We start from the raw sequence: 12902 nt of genomic DNA, 5'->3' as shown, positions 1-12902 counted from the left end.
CTTAGTACCTTCAGCTGAACGAGACGCTAGAAGCCCTGGCACCCGGTGTCAACGGCACACCGGGGCCTGTGATTCTTTACCTCACCAGGAGGTCGAGGAGTCGGTCCACCTCTGCGGCAGGATCCGCCGTGAGGCCCGTGTGCACCGGTCCGGGCTGCACGACGGTCGAGCGCGGCGCGATCAGCCACCGAAAGCGCCGCCCGGCATCGTCCCGCTCGGCCTGACCTGCCCCTTCGCCACCCGCGCAGATCCGCTCGACGGCGCCGAGCGCGGCCCTGATGCCCCCGAGGTCGGCTTCCGGGTCCAGGGCCCGCAGCTTGCCCTCGTCGAGATGGGTACGGGCGGCCACGAAGGACTTGGCGCGGCAGTAGACCACCACCCCCGCGTTGAACTGCTCCCCGCGCTCCACCCGCGGAACGACGCGCACCAGGGCGTACTCGAAGACGTCCCGCTGGATCGAGAGCTGTCCGGTCATCGGGTGGCACCCTTCCGCTGCGGCCCGGAGAGGCTCTCGGGCAGCTGGATCCGTTCGTGGATGGTCCTGGCCCGCGGCAGCAGCGCCGCCACATAGGCGCGGCGTACGGCGTCAGGGCTCTCGAAGCCCGGCTCGTCCACCAGCCACGCGTCGGGCACGTCGGCCGCGGCGGCGGCGAGCAGCTCCTCGGTGACGAGCGGCGCGAGCTCGGCCGCGGCCGTCGCGACGTCGGGCCCGAACGGCGCCAGGGCGTGGTCGGTGGCGTCGTACGGCTTGGCGGCCGCGGTCTCGGCGGTGCGCCAGTTGTGGTGCCAGATCATGCTCGCGCCGTGGTCGATGAGCCACAGGTCGCCGTGCCAGAGGAGCATGTTCGGATTGCGCCAGGAGCGGTCCACGTTGTTGATCAGCGCGTCGAACCACACGACGCGGCCCGCCTCCGCCGGATCGATCCCGTACGCGAGCGAGTCGAAGCCGAGCGCGCCCGAGAGGTACGCCATCCCCAGGTTCAGGCCGCCGCTCGACTTGAGCAGCTCCTGCACCTGCTGATCGGGCTCGCCCAGGCCGAGCACCGGGTCGAGACGGATCTGCGCGAGGCCCGGCACCCGAAGGCCCAGGCCGCGCGCCAGCTGTCCGCAGATCACCTCGGCGACGAGCGTCTTGCGGCCCTGTCCGGCCCCGGTGAACTTCATGACGTACGCCGCGTACGTTCCCTGGCTGTCCACGGCCTCCACGAGGCCGGGGAGCGATCCGCCCTCCCGCAGGGGCGTGGCGTAGCGAACCGCGGTGACTTCGGTGAGCATTGCCCCAGGTTAATGCCGGTCCGAACGCCGCTCGCGCAAGAAGTGCTTGAGCGTTTGAACACAGCGGTGCGCGGCCTCGTACCACCGGACATGACCATTTCGAAGGAACATCTGCCCGCCCCTTCCCGCCGTTCGGTCGTCGCGGCGGCCGGTGTCGTCAGCCTGGCCGCGGCGCTCGCCGCCTGCGGTGAGAGCGACGACGGTTACGACTCCGACCCGGCCGCGGACAAGGCGCCCGAGGAGGGCAAGGAGGGCGAGGAGCCCGCCGGCGCCGCCGGGGCCGTGCTCGCCAAGACCTCGGAGATCCCGGTGGGCGGCGGCAAGATCTTCAAGGAGGAGGGGGTGGTGGTGACCCAGCCGACGGAGGGCGAGTTCAAGGCCTTCTCGAACCGCTGCACCCATAAACAGTGCCCGGTGACGAGCGTCGAGGGCGGCACCATCAACTGCCCTTGTCACGGCAGCAAGTTCTCGATCGCCGACGGGAGCGTGAAGTCCTCCCCGGCGCCGAAGCCGCTGCCCGCCGCCGAGATCACCGTGGAGGGCGAGTCGATCACACTGGCCTAGGGCGCTTCCAGCTGCCGAGAACGTCCTCGGTGGTGGCGATGGTGGCCACCAGGGCGAGCGTGTTGCGGATCATCGCGGGAGCATAGTCGGAGGGGACTCCCGCGATGGCGTCCGACGGCACGACGGCGGTGTAGCCCAGGTTCACCGCGTCGAAGACGGCGTTGGGAATCGCCACGTTCGCCGACACACCGGTCACCACGAGGGTGCGGCAGCCCAGGTTGCGCAGGAGCGGGTCGACGTCCGTGCCCGCGAGGGGCGAGAGCCCGTGCAGCCGCCGTACGACCAGGTCCTCGTCGGCCACCTCGATGGGCGGCGCGATCCGGACGGCCCTGGTCCCGCACAGCTGCTGCACGGGCAGCCGCCCCGCCGCGCGGAAGAGGCGGGCGTTGCGGTTGGCGCCCCGCCCGTCGGGCCGCCGTTCGGCGACGGCGTGCAGGACCTGGACCCCGGCCTGGTGGGCGGCGGAGACGAGTCGCGCGACATTGGCGAGGCAGCCCGAAGAGCGTGCCTCGTCGGCGAGTTCGGGCAGCGCGCTCTCCGTCCCCACCACGCCCTGCTGGCACTCGACGGTCATCAGCACGGTGGTGGCGGGATCGAGGAGTTCCCTGAGCTCTTCGTACGACGGCATGGCTCCCCCTGTCCGGGTCATCCGGGTCATCCGGGTCGTCCGGGACCGCCGGGGCAACCGGCGCCCGGGATGCGCGGAGGTTAGCGGCCATTGCGCCACGGCGGAAGAGACCGCATGCTTTCCTGACGCACGCAACTGACGCCCAGTCAGTTGCCTTTGTGCGCCCACCCTTTCCACTTGTCGCGGGAGGAACGATGGCCGTCACACAGCGCCGGGGCCGCCGGATCATGATGTCGCCGGGCGAGCTCGACGCGTTCCTCGGCACGGAGCGCACCTGCCGGGTCGCCACCGTGTCCGGCGACGGCGCCCCGCACGTCAGTGCGCTCTGGTTCGCCTGGGACGGCACGTCCCTGTGGCTGTTCTCGATCACCCGCAGCAGGCGCTGGGCGGATCTGCGCGGCAACGGGCGGATCGCCGTGGTGATCGACTCCGGCGAGGAGTACGGAGAGCTGCGGGGCGTGGAGCTGTCCGGGACGGCGGTCTTCGTCGGCGAGTCGCCGCGCGTGGGCGATCCCTGCCCGGAACTCGACGTTCCCGAGCGGCTGTTCAATCAGAAGTACTTCGGCCTCGACACGATGCCGTACGACGGGAAGCACGCCTGGATCCGGCTCACACCCGACGCGATCGCGTCCTGGGACTTCCGGAAGCTGGCGGAGCTGGGGGCCCGCCCCTGATCACCCGCAGGGACCGGCCCCCGCCCCCTGGAGCGCCTCCACCGCGGCCCTGATCGACGGCCTGCGGTCCGCGTCCGCGCGCCACACCACGTACACATGACGGTGCACCCGGTGGCGCACCGGGACCGTCCTGACCCCGGCGGGCATCGGATCGCGCCCCAACTGCGGTGCCACGCACACCCCGAGGCCCGCGGCCACCAGCGCGAGCTGGGTGTGATGCTCCTCCGCGCGGTGGGCGATCCGCGGCTCGATGCCCTTGGCGCGCAGCGTGAACATCAGCCACTCGTGGCAGAACTCCCCCTCCGCCCAGGTGATCCACTCGTCGTCCGCGAACTCCTCCAGGTCCACGTCGATGCGGTCGGCCAGCGGGTGCGCCGCGGGCATGGCGACATCGGCGGGGTCGTCCAGGAGGGATGCCTTGACCAGGCCTTCGGGCATCGGCAGCGGCTTGTTGTACCAGTCGAGGACGACCGCCATGTCGATGTCGCCGCGCACCACGGCGGCCACCGCGGGCTGCGGCTCCAGCTCCTGGGAGCGGACGCGCAGGCCGGGGTGGCCGGTGCGCAGCGCGGCGAGCGTGGCGGGCAGCAGACCGCGCATCGCGGTGGGGAACGCGGCGATGCGCAACTCGCCCACGGCCTTGCCGCGCTGCTCCTCCAGGTCGGCCTTGGCGAGCTCCACCTGGGAGAGGATGCGCGCGGCGTGCTCGGCGAGCAGCCGTCCGGCGTCGGTGAGACGCACCCCGCGGCCGTTCTTGGCCAGGAGCTGCTGGCCCACCTCGCGCTCCAGCTTGGTCATCTGCTGGGAGACGGCCGACGTCGTGACGTGCAGTCCCGCCGCGGCTCCGCTGACCGAGCCGTGCCGGGCCAGTGCGTCGAGCGTGCGCAGACGCTCCAGGTTCAACATGTAAGCGATGCTACGCGATACCGGGCAGTTTATTTCGCTTGTCCTACGAGGTCGGCTGCTTCAAGGTGACGTACATGCGCGTCACCACCCCTCCCGGCTCCCTTTCCGCCCCCTCCGCCCCCTCCGCCCCCTCCGCCCCCTCCGTCCCGTTCACCGGCCCCTCCCCCGCCGGTCCGCAGCGCCGCGCCATCGGCTGGCGCCTGCGCTTCGGCATCCTCTCGCTGATCTGGGGCTTCAGCTTCTTGCTGATCAAGGTCGGCACGGAAGGCTACGCGCCGTTCCAAGTCACCCTGGGCCGCCTGGTCTTCGGCACCGCGGTCGTCGCGGCCGTCCTCGTGACCAAGCGCGAGCGGCTGCCGCGCGGCGCACGGACGTGGGCGCATCTCGCGGTCGCGGCGCTGCTGCTCAACGCCCTGCCGTTCTCGCTGTTCGCCTACGCCGAGCTGACGATCCCGTCCACGCTGGCCGGCATCTGCAACGCGACGTCGCCCCTGTGGGGCATGGCGCTCTCCCTGGTCGCGCTCTCCGAGGACCGCCCCACGCGGCGCAGGGTCGCGGGTCTCGGCATCGGCTTCCTCGGCGTGCTCACGGTCCTCGGCGCCTGGCAGGGCTTCAACGGGCTGGACTTCGGCGGTACGGCGATGGCGCTGCTCGCCTCGCTCTGCTACCCGATCGGCTGGATCTACGTGCGCCGCACCCTGGCCGGCTGCGGCCACTCGAACCTCTCGCTGACCGGCGCCCAGCTGCTGATCGCGACCGTCGAACTGGCCGTGGTGACCCCGCTGTTCACGTCCCTTCCCACGCACTTCCCCGTGGTGCCGCTCCTTGCGATCGTGGCGCTGGGCGCCGTCGGCACCGGGGTCGCCTTCCTGATCCAGTACGGCCTGGTCGCCGAGGTCGGGCCGACGACGGCCCAGATGGTCACGTACTTCGTCCCGGTCATCGCCACCGCCGCGGGCGTGGCCGTACTCGGCGAGTCCCTGAGCTGGTCGACGCCGGTCGGCGCGGTGATCGTCCTTGCGGGCGCGGCCCTCACCCAGTCCAGGCCGCGCGACCGCTTCCGGAAACCCGCCGGCTCGTAACGCCGTGCGGAAACCGGCCGACTCGTAGGGCCGTGCGGAAACCGGTGGGCTCGTACCGCCGCCCGCAGCCCGCTCACTCGTAGCGGCGAGCGGGAGCGGGCCCGGTGGCGGAGGCGACGGCGTCCGCCACCGCTTCGATGTCACCGGCGCCGAGCGTCGACACCGTGATCCGCACCCCGGGCCGCGCACCCATCCGGAACCGCGCGCCCGGGGCGACGGCCCACCCCGCGTGCAGCAGCCGGGCGACCGCGCCGGTCTCGTCCGGCACGGGCACCCACACGTTCATCCCGCTGCGCCCGTGCGCCGCGACGCCCCGCTCGGCGAGTGCGGCGATCAGGGCGTCACGCCGCTTCCCGTAGGACGCCGCCACCTGGGCCGGGTCCACCGCCCCGCCCTCCCACAGACGCACCACGGCGCGCTGCGACAGATGGCTCACCCACCCGGGGCCGAGCCGCTGACGCCCTTGCACGCGATCGACGGTGACGGCGTCCCCCGTGAGCAGGGCGAGCCGCAGGTCCGGTCCGTACGCCTTGGCCGTGGACCGCACGAAGGCCCAGCTGCGGGTCACGCCCGCCAGTGGGTGCAGCGGCAGGTCGACGATGGCGTGGCCGTGGTCGTCCTCCACGAGCAGCACGTCCTTGTGCGCGCAGAGCACCTCGCGCAAGGCACGCGCGCGTGGAGCACTGATCGCGGCGCCGGTCGGGTTCTGGGCGCGGTCGGTGACGATGATCGCCCGCACGCCGCCGCGCAGCGCCTCCTCCACGTCTGCGGGCAGCGGCCCGTCGTCGTCGACGCCCACCGGGACCGTGCGCAGCCCGAGCACCGGCATCAGGTCGAGCAGGCTGCCCCAGCCCGGGTCCTCCACCGCCACCGCGTCGCCGGGCTTGAGGTGCGCGGCGAGCACGCGCTCGATCGCGTCGAGGGAGCCCGAGGTGACGGCGACAGGGCCGTCCGGCACGCCGTCCTCGTCGAGGGCCACGCGCGCGTGGCGGGTCATTTCCGGGTCCACGGCCTCCTCCCCGTACAGCACGGGATGCCGGTCGCCCTCCGCGGCGGCGGCCGCGAACGCCTCGGCGAGCGGCGGAAGCAGCGCCGTGTCCGGATTGCCGTTCGACACGTCGCGCACACCGGCGGGCACGTCCACCCGGATCAGCTCACGCACCGTCGTCGCGGGCTTGGGGCGTACGCGGCTGCCGCGCCGCCCCGCCGTCTCGATCACGCCGCGTTCGCGCAGCGTGCGGTAGGCGGCGGCCACCGTATTGGGATTCACCCCGAGCCGCTCCGCCAACTCGCGCATTGGCGGCAGCAGTTGACCCGGCTCCAGGTCACCGCCGCCCACCGCGCGCTCCACGCTGGCAGCGATCTCAGCTGCACGCCGGCCTTCGATCCGATACTCTCCTAGCACAAACCAGATTATGCACTAGTGCAATGGAGAAGGCAATGAGCGTCGCATCCGAGTCCGGCATCGACACCGGCGTCGAGACCGCCACCGACACCGCCTCGTACGCGCCGACCGACCTGACCGTGCCCACCCGCGGGCGCGACCGCGCCGCGTACGACCAGGAACTGGTGCACGCGATACTCGACGAGGCCTACGTCTGCCACCTCGGCTTCGTGCGGGACGGCTCCCCGATCGTCCTGCCGACGCTGTACGGCCGGGTGGGCGAGCGCCTGTACGTGCACGGCTCGACGGGTTCTAGGCCGCTGCGGATGGCGGGCGACGCCCGGCAGCAGGAAGCCGACCCGGGGCTCGCGGTCTGCCTGACCGTCACCCACGTCGACGGCCTCGTCCTGGCCCGGTCGGCCTTCCACCACTCGATCAACTACCGCTCCGTGGTGATCCACGGCACCGCCCACCAGGTCACGGACCCCGAGGAGAAGCGCGCCGCCCTGGACGCACTCGTCGACCACGTCGTGCCGGGCCGCGCCGCCGACTCCCGCCCCGCGAACGCCAAGGAGCTCGCGGCCACCGCCGTGCTCAGCCTCGACCTCGCCGCGGTCTCCGCCAAGGTGCGCACCGGCGGCCCGAACGACGACCCCGAGGACCTCGACCTGCCCCACTGGGCCGGCGTCGTCCCGCTGCGCAAGGGCCACGACCCGCTCGTCCCGTCGGCCGACCTGGGCCCCGGCATCGAGGCCCCCGACTACCTGATCGAGCTGTGATGCTGATCCACCCCTGGGACGCACCGCGCTCCGACACCGAGTGGCAGCAGTGGCTGGCCGCCCACGACTTCGGACAGCTCGCCGTGAACGGCCTGCCCGGAGAGCCCCCGCACGTCCAGCCCACGCACTTCGCCTACGAAGCGGGCCACGGCCCGCACGGCCGCGTGATCACCCACCTGGCGCGCCCCAACCCGCTGTGGCCCGCGCTCGAAGCCGATCCGGAAGTGCTGCTCAGCGTGGTGGACGACTACGTGTACGTGCCGGGCCCCTGGCAGGCGCCCCCGGACACCCCGCCCGAGCACGGCGTGCCGACCAGCTTCTACGCCGCCGTCCAGCTCCGGTGCACCGCCCGCATCGTGGACGCCCCGGAGGAGAAGGCCGAGCTGCTCAACCGCCAGGTCGCCCACTTCCAGCCGGAGGGCGGCTCGGCCCCGGCAGCGGTGGGCGAGGCGCCGTTCGGCCGCATGCTCTCCGGCATCCGCGCCCTGTGCCTCGAAGTGACGGACGTACAAGCCAAGTTCAAGTACGCGAGCCACAAGCCGCAGGAGGTCCAGAACAGAATCGCGGCGGGCCTCACGCAACGCGACGGCCCACGCGACAGGGCGGCACACGAACACCAACTGCGCCGCCGCTGAGCGCCCCGTCAGGGTCGCGGGGAGCTGCGCGACCAGCCCCCACCAACCCGACAGAGGGCGGCGCCCGCGGGGCGCGGTCACAAAAGCCGCGCCCCGCGAGCCCTCTCAGGCCAAGGCCGCCTCCCGACGCGCCGCGGCCACGCCCCGCGTCTCCGCGACCGCGAGGCCCGTCACCGCGGCCAGCATCAGCAAGGTGCCGACCACCGTCGAGACGGTCAGCTCCTCGCCCAGCAGCACGACCGCGATGACCGCGGCGCTCAGCGGTTCGAGGAGCGTGATCACGGAGACGGTCGCGGACCGGATGACGGCGGCGCCCGCGAAGTACAGCGCGTAGGCGACCGCCGTCGGGATCACGACGATGTACAGCAGGTAGAGGCCCATCCGCGCCGGATCGGCGGCATGCGGGATGAGGCCCTCCACCGCGGCGAGCGGCAGCAGGCAGACGGACACCACGGCGAACGACCAGACCGTCGTGTCGGACGAGTCGGCGCCGCCGTCCCGCCCCCACCACCGCGTGAGCAGCGTCATCGCGGCATACGCGGCCGCCGAGAGCAGCCCCCACCCGACGCCCAGCGGTCGCACGCTGGCGCCGCCGCCGCCCAGGACGAGCACCACGAGCCCGGCGAGGGCCCCGGCCACGGCCACGACGCCGCCCGCCCCGAGCCGCTCCCCCAGGATGAACCGCGCCCCGAGCGCGATGAGCACGGGCCCGGCACCCATGGTGACCACCGTGCCGACCGCGAGCCCGGTCGACTCGACGGCGGCGAAGTAGGCGGTCTGGAACACGGCGAGGGCCACGCCGGTGGCCACGATCCGCGGCAGCCTGCGCCGCAGCGGCGCGCCCGCGGCGGCGTACGAGGGCCGTCGGCGCGCCCGCACCAGCCGGACGGCGAACAGCAGCACGAAGCCGCCGGCGCAGCGCCAGAAGGACAGGGCGACCGGCCCCATGTCACTGGCGTTGAAGACCAGTGCGGCGGCGGCACCGGCGGTGCCCCAGGCCGTACCGGCGACGATCAGATAGAAGAGGCCGCGTCCGACGGACAGGCCGGAGGCAACAGTCGACACATGCGACACATTCGACACGTGAGTTCTCCGCAGAAAGGAAAAGAAGGTCCTTGGCTCCGTCTGCGGGCAGCGTCGTTCCACCCGGCGACCGGCCGGGTGTGATCCAGGAGGTGCCCGCGCTTAAGCGGCGGGAGGCGGAAGAACGAGCGCGCGTGAATGCATGATCAGCACCCTAGGCGGCGGTGCCGGTCGACGACAACTGCTCTTCCGGCTCCGGAAGGCCGCCCGCGGTCGGCCCCACCCGGGGCTTGGCAGGCGTGGACGACTGCGCGATGAACGCCCCGACGAGCACCACGGCGCCCCCGACGATCTGCGGCGCCGACAGGTGTTCGCCCAGAATGACCCAGGCCAGCACGGTCGCGATGACCGCTTCCAGACAGGCCACGACGCCTGCCACCTGCGGAGAGAGCCGACGCACCGAGAGCACCCCGGTGACGTAGGCGACGACGGTCGCGACGAGCACGATCCAGGCGATGAGCGTCCACGCGGGAACGGCCGAGCCGTCCATGTCCGCGCTGCCTGCGAGCACCGACCAGTCCATGCCCCACGGCCGCGCCACCACGGTCACCACCACGGCGCCGATCAGCAGTCCGAACGCGATGACGCCGAGCGGGTCGGGAGAGTCGTCCCCCGCGTCGCTGCCCTGGTCGGACAGGACGAAGTAGCCGACCTGGCAGCACGCGGCGCCCAGCGCGAGCAGCAGCCCCACGGCGTCGAAGCTCAGCCCGGCCCACACCTCCACGACACAGGCGAGCCCGCCGACCGCGAGCACCACGCCCACCGCGGCCGCCCGCGTCACAGGCCGCCGCTGCACGAAGCGCACCCAGCCGAGGACGAGCGCGGGCGCGAGGTACTCGATCAGGAGCGCGACGCCCACGGGGATGCGGGAGATCGCCGCGAAGTAGCAGGCCTGGACACCGGCCACGGCGAGCAGGCCGAAGCCGAGCAGCAGCGCGGGCCTGCGCAACAGCAGTCCGCGGTGGCGCCAGGCGACCGGCAGCATCACCAGGGCGGCGCCCGTCACCCGCAGCCACACCACATGCAGCGGGTCGAGGCCCGCCTCGATCAGCGGCTTGGCCGCGACACCCGAACCACCGAAGGCGACCGCCGACCCCAGGGCGAGCCCCAGACCGACGCCTCTCCCGTGGCTCAGCCGCGAGCCTGCCTGTTTCCCCTGAGACGCTTGCACCGGCCCAGCATGTCAGGGCGTGTCATGAGCGTCATCCTCGGTAGACCCTGTCTCAATCCGCGGACGTCTCGGCGTAGGGGTCGGCGTACGGAAACGCGTCGGCGGGCGTCCCGGGGAACGGATCGTCCTCGATCCGCCGCAGGATCGCCCGCGCGTCGACCCCGGCCCGCCCCAGGACCTCGACCGCGCGGCAGTCCGGATCGGCGGCGAGCGCCGCAAGGAGGTCCATGCCGAGGGCGCGCGGTTCACCGCGTCGGCCGGCCCGCTCGATGGCCGCCTCCATGGCGGCGGTCGCGGACGGCGACCAGCCCGTCTCCTTCACCGGGGCGGACTGCACGGAGGCGGGGTTGCCCGCCCGCACCAGCGGCACGGCTCCGGAGTCCTCGACCGTCCCCTGCCACTGCAGGCCGTAGCCGATGCTGCGCTGGACGAGATAGCCGAGCAGCCGCACCACGTGCGCCCCGTCGTCGAAGGCCGCCCGCACGTCGGGGTCGGTCTCCAGCAGGGAGTGCAGCAGATGCGCGGTGTCGATCTGCCGGTCCCCGTCGCGCACCGCACGCCGGCGCGCGCCTGCCACCACCGACGCCAGCGCTGCGCTGAGTCGGGAGTCGATGTCTGCTCGGGTCGGGCCGGGCTCGGCGCCCTGCGGGGTACGGCTTTGCACATCTCCCACCCCATCAGCCCCCAAGAGCGCCGTCATCGGCGGCGGGAAGCATCTTCGCGTCCGACACAGGTTGGGTACGCATGTGTGGCTTCTCCTCCTTACGGATGAGATCCCACTGTTCTTCCCCGAGGGGCGCGCGCCGCCTTGATTCGCGCCGGGAACGCAACCATGACGCACCGGTCACTCGTCTTTCAGGCATGGAGTGCGAGTGCTGGATGGTCGCGCTGCCGGCGATCGACGGCAGGCAGTACGTGTATCGGGTGTACGCACCCGATGACGCACTGCCCGCCGACCTGTTCTGGGAGGCCTGGCACTGCCACGACGAGGGCCCCTTCCCCAGGGCGTGCGACCTCTTCGACGCCGCGGTCATACGCAAGGTCGGCTGAACCACGCCCCCCCCTGACCCCGCCAGGCCCCGCGCTCCCCGGACGAGACCTACGCGGGCCGCGTCCCGATGACGACCGTCGCGTACATCTCCTCGTCGCTCACCGACCGCGCCACGAGCCGGCCGTCGGCGACCGCTTCGAGCGCGTACGGCACCTGCCGCTCACTCGTCTCGAACAGCAGCCGGCCGCCGGGTGCCAGCCAGCGCGCCGCGTCCGCCGTCACCCGCCGCAGGACGTCGAGGCCGTCCGCGCCACCGTCGAGCGCCACACGCGCCTCGTGGATACGGGCTTCCGGCGGCAGGAGACCGACCTCTTCGGTGGGTACGTAGGGGACGTTCGCCAGCAGTACGTCGACGCGGCCCTGAAGGGCGCCGGGCAGCGGCTCGTAGAGGTCGCCCTCGTACACCCGCCCCCCGGCATCGGCGAGGTTGCGCCGGGCGCACCGCACAGCGGCGGGGTCGATGTCGGCGGCGTGCAGCTCGACCCCGGCGACGGCGGCGCCGAGCGCGGCCCCGAGCGCGCCCGAGCCGCAGCACAGGTCGACGACGACCGCCCCGGGCCCGGCGAGGGCGGCGGCCTGCTGCACGAGGAACTCGGTGCGCCGCCGGGGCACGAAGACCCCGGCGTCCACGGCGATCCGCAGACCGCGGAACTCCGCCCAGCCCAGGACGTGTTCGAGCGGCCGACCGCTGACGCGCCGCTCCACCATGGCGGCGAGCTCGGCGGGGTCACGCGCGGTGTCGGCGAGCAACTGCGCCTCGTCCTCGGCGAAGACACAACCGGCGGCGCGCAGCCTGGTGACGATGACGGAAGGCGCGAGGGGCGTTATGGGCGACGCGGCGGATGCCGTGGGTGACGAGGGGGCCACGGAAGACGAGGGTGCCGCGGGTGACGAAGGTGAGACCGACATGAGAAGAGGAACCTTTCGGGACGCCTATGGGGCTCCCTCGGTCACCTATGCCGGGTGAACCGCGCGGTCGCGAAGGGGGAGCGCCCGACCTGCTGCTGCGGTAATGGGTCTCACCTCCTGGGTCCGTCTGCCCGCGTCCGTCGCGGGGAGGGCAACAGTACCCGACCCGGTTCCGGGCAGCAGGGGCGGCACCCCGGAGCGTCCATGACATCTGACGGTTCATCAGTATTGAATGTTCCAGGCCCTGCGGCTACGTTCCGCGACACCACAGCTGCGCCCCGCCGCAGCGCCCACAGAGAAGGGGTGTCGCATGGCCGAAGTCAGCGCGGAAGCACGGATCGAGGCGCCCGCGGAGAAGGTCTGGGCCCAGCTCACCGACTTCTCCTCGTACGGCGAGTGGAACGCCACGCACACGAACTTTCCCAAGGGCGGTCCCACCACGCTGGAGGTGGGCGGCACGTTCCTGGAGAACATGAAGCTGATGGGCTTCCCCGCCGAGGTCAACTGGACGATCGAGGACCTGGAGAGCGAGCGCACCCTGGCCATCAAGGGCAAGGGCCCGATGGGCGTCACGGTCGGCACGCGCTACACGCTCACGCCCGACGGGGACGCGACGAACGTACGCATCGACGGCGACTTCACGGGCGCGGCGGTCTCCTTGATGGCGGGCAAGCTGAAGGACTCGGCGACGGCGGCACTGAACGAGTCCTTGCGGAAGCTGGCGGGCCTGGTGACCTGAGCGAGACTCCCCCGCGGGCAAC

Annotated in this window: 16 protein-coding genes; 7 read left to right on the top strand and 9 right to left on the bottom strand. The window is 72.5% G+C overall.

Going from position 1 to position 12902, the window contains the following annotated elements:
* Positions 1–76 precede the first annotated feature (76 nt).
* Together ACIGXX_RS35685 and ACIGXX_RS35680 are read right to left on the bottom strand one after the other, a co-directional pair.
* Entirely contained in the window at positions 77–475 is a 399-nt protein-coding gene (locus ACIGXX_RS35685; protein WP_351169997.1) for a DUF3037 domain-containing protein, read from the bottom strand.
* Positions 472–1275 (bottom strand): HipA family kinase, encoded by an 804-nt coding sequence (locus tag ACIGXX_RS35680; RefSeq protein WP_351170000.1) that lies wholly within the window; start codon positions 1273–1275, stop codon positions 472–474. Before ACIGXX_RS35680 ends, ACIGXX_RS35685 begins: the two co-directional genes overlap by 4 nt.
* A 90-nt stretch (positions 1276–1365) precedes the next feature.
* Here ACIGXX_RS35680 and ACIGXX_RS35675 point away from each other — a divergent pair, with 90 nt between their 5' ends.
* Positions 1366–1839: a Rieske (2Fe-2S) protein gene (locus ACIGXX_RS35675; protein WP_351170003.1), complete on the top strand. Its 474-nt coding sequence runs from the start codon at positions 1366–1368 to the stop codon at positions 1837–1839.
* Here the strand turns inward: ACIGXX_RS35675 and ACIGXX_RS35670 are convergent.
* A complete protein-coding gene (locus ACIGXX_RS35670) occupies positions 1826–2467 on the bottom strand; it encodes a cysteine hydrolase (RefSeq protein ID WP_361469356.1) in 642 nt (213 codons plus the stop codon). The genes ACIGXX_RS35675 and ACIGXX_RS35670 overlap by 14 nt on opposite strands.
* A 194-nt stretch (positions 2468–2661) precedes the next feature.
* On the opposite strand from ACIGXX_RS35670, the gene ACIGXX_RS35665 reads away from it, so the two are divergent.
* A complete protein-coding gene (locus ACIGXX_RS35665) occupies positions 2662–3141 on the top strand; it encodes a pyridoxamine 5'-phosphate oxidase family protein (RefSeq protein ID WP_351170008.1) in 480 nt (159 codons plus the stop codon).
* Here ACIGXX_RS35665 and ACIGXX_RS35660 read toward each other — a convergent pair whose 3' ends face one another.
* Positions 3142–4047 (bottom strand): LysR family transcriptional regulator, encoded by a 906-nt coding sequence (locus ACIGXX_RS35660; protein WP_399982031.1) that lies wholly within the window; start codon positions 4045–4047, stop codon positions 3142–3144.
* 74 nt (positions 4048–4121) lie between these two features.
* Here ACIGXX_RS35660 and ACIGXX_RS35655 point away from each other — a divergent pair, with 74 nt between their 5' ends.
* A complete protein-coding gene (locus ACIGXX_RS35655) occupies positions 4122–5129 on the top strand; it encodes a DMT family transporter (protein ID WP_399982288.1) in 1008 nt (335 codons plus the stop codon).
* Between the two features lie 73 nt (positions 5130–5202).
* Here ACIGXX_RS35655 and ACIGXX_RS35650 read toward each other — a convergent pair whose 3' ends face one another.
* A complete protein-coding gene (locus tag ACIGXX_RS35650; protein WP_366463136.1) occupies positions 5203–6534 on the bottom strand; it encodes an aminotransferase class I/II-fold pyridoxal phosphate-dependent enzyme in 1332 nt (443 codons plus the stop codon).
* A 35-nt stretch (positions 6535–6569) separates the two neighbouring features.
* On the opposite strand from ACIGXX_RS35650, the gene ACIGXX_RS35645 reads away from it, so the two are divergent.
* Positions 6570–7292: a pyridoxamine 5'-phosphate oxidase family protein gene (locus ACIGXX_RS35645; protein WP_399982027.1), complete on the top strand. Its 723-nt coding sequence runs from the start codon at positions 6570–6572 to the stop codon at positions 7290–7292.
* Positions 7292–7927 carry an FMN-binding negative transcriptional regulator gene (locus ACIGXX_RS35640; protein ID WP_399982024.1) on the top strand — a complete coding sequence of 212 codons (636 nt, stop codon included), beginning with the start codon at positions 7292–7294 and terminating at the stop codon, positions 7925–7927. Before ACIGXX_RS35645 ends, ACIGXX_RS35640 begins: the two co-directional genes overlap by 1 nt.
* 105 nt (positions 7928–8032) lie before the next feature.
* Here the strand turns inward: ACIGXX_RS35640 and ACIGXX_RS35635 are convergent, their stop codons facing one another.
* The 3 genes from ACIGXX_RS35635 to ACIGXX_RS35625 all read right to left on the bottom strand — a co-directional run bounded on the left by ACIGXX_RS35635 (position 8033) and on the right by ACIGXX_RS35625 (position 10845).
* Positions 8033–8992, bottom strand: coding sequence for a DMT family transporter (locus ACIGXX_RS35635; RefSeq protein WP_399982021.1), 960 nt, complete (start codon positions 8990–8992; stop codon positions 8033–8035).
* 172 nt (positions 8993–9164) lie between these two features.
* Positions 9165–10181, bottom strand: a complete 1017-nt coding sequence (locus ACIGXX_RS35630) for a DMT family transporter (RefSeq protein ID WP_383825856.1) — start codon at positions 10179–10181, stop codon at positions 9165–9167.
* A gap of 52 nt (positions 10182–10233) precedes the next feature.
* Positions 10234–10845, bottom strand: a complete 612-nt coding sequence (locus ACIGXX_RS35625; protein ID WP_361469369.1) for a Clp protease N-terminal domain-containing protein — start codon at positions 10843–10845, stop codon at positions 10234–10236.
* A 215-nt stretch (positions 10846–11060) separates the two neighbouring features.
* On the opposite strand from ACIGXX_RS35625, the gene ACIGXX_RS35620 reads away from it, so the two are divergent.
* Positions 11061–11231: a hypothetical protein gene (locus ACIGXX_RS35620; protein WP_351170032.1), complete on the top strand. Its 171-nt coding sequence runs from the start codon at positions 11061–11063 to the stop codon at positions 11229–11231.
* Between the two features lie 49 nt (positions 11232–11280).
* Here ACIGXX_RS35620 and ACIGXX_RS35615 read toward each other — a convergent pair whose 3' ends face one another.
* Complete coding sequence (locus tag ACIGXX_RS35615) at positions 11281–12141, bottom strand: putative protein N(5)-glutamine methyltransferase (protein WP_399982016.1); 861 nt, start codon at positions 12139–12141, stop codon at positions 11281–11283.
* A 310-nt stretch (positions 12142–12451) separates the two neighbouring features.
* On the opposite strand from ACIGXX_RS35615, the gene ACIGXX_RS35610 reads away from it, so the two are divergent.
* A complete protein-coding gene (locus tag ACIGXX_RS35610) occupies positions 12452–12880 on the top strand; it encodes an SRPBCC family protein (protein WP_361469375.1) in 429 nt (142 codons plus the stop codon).
* Positions 12881–12902 lie beyond the last annotated feature (22 nt).

The sequence above is a fragment of the Streptomyces sp. NPDC055243 genome (assembly GCF_044544025.1).
Lineage (GTDB): Bacteria > Actinomycetota > Actinomycetes > Streptomycetales > Streptomycetaceae > Streptomyces.
This window is presented reverse-complemented; position numbering and strand designations above follow the sequence as displayed.

Bases quoted from the DNA above. Each gene is read 5' to 3' on its own strand.
- ACIGXX_RS35685 (WP_351169997.1), bottom strand. From the start codon at position 475: ATGACCGGACAGCTCTCGATCCAGCGGGACGTCTTCGAGTACGCCCTG.
- ACIGXX_RS35680 (WP_351170000.1), bottom strand. From the start codon at position 1,275: ATGCTCACCGAAGTCACCGCGGTTCGCTACGCCACGCCCCTGCGGGAG.
- ACIGXX_RS35675 (WP_351170003.1), top strand. From the start codon at position 1,366: ATGACCATTTCGAAGGAACATCTGCCCGCCCCTTCCCGCCGTTCGGTC.
- ACIGXX_RS35670 (WP_361469356.1), bottom strand. From the start codon at position 2,467: ATGCCGTCGTACGAAGAGCTCAGGGAACTCCTCGATCCCGCCACCACC.
- ACIGXX_RS35665 (WP_351170008.1), top strand. From the start codon at position 2,662: ATGGCCGTCACACAGCGCCGGGGCCGCCGGATCATGATGTCGCCGGGC.
- ACIGXX_RS35660 (WP_399982031.1), bottom strand. From the start codon at position 4,047: ATGTTGAACCTGGAGCGTCTGCGCACGCTCGACGCACTGGCCCGGCAC.
- ACIGXX_RS35655 (WP_399982288.1), top strand. From the start codon at position 4,122: ATGCGCGTCACCACCCCTCCCGGCTCCCTTTCCGCCCCCTCCGCCCCC.
- ACIGXX_RS35645 (WP_399982027.1), top strand. From the start codon at position 6,570: ATGAGCGTCGCATCCGAGTCCGGCATCGACACCGGCGTCGAGACCGCC.
- ACIGXX_RS35640 (WP_399982024.1), top strand. From the start codon at position 7,292: ATGCTGATCCACCCCTGGGACGCACCGCGCTCCGACACCGAGTGGCAG.
- ACIGXX_RS35620 (WP_351170032.1), top strand. From the start codon at position 11,061: ATGGTCGCGCTGCCGGCGATCGACGGCAGGCAGTACGTGTATCGGGTG.
- ACIGXX_RS35615 (WP_399982016.1), bottom strand. From the start codon at position 12,141: ATGTCGGTCTCACCTTCGTCACCCGCGGCACCCTCGTCTTCCGTGGCC.
- ACIGXX_RS35610 (WP_361469375.1), top strand. From the start codon at position 12,452: ATGGCCGAAGTCAGCGCGGAAGCACGGATCGAGGCGCCCGCGGAGAAG.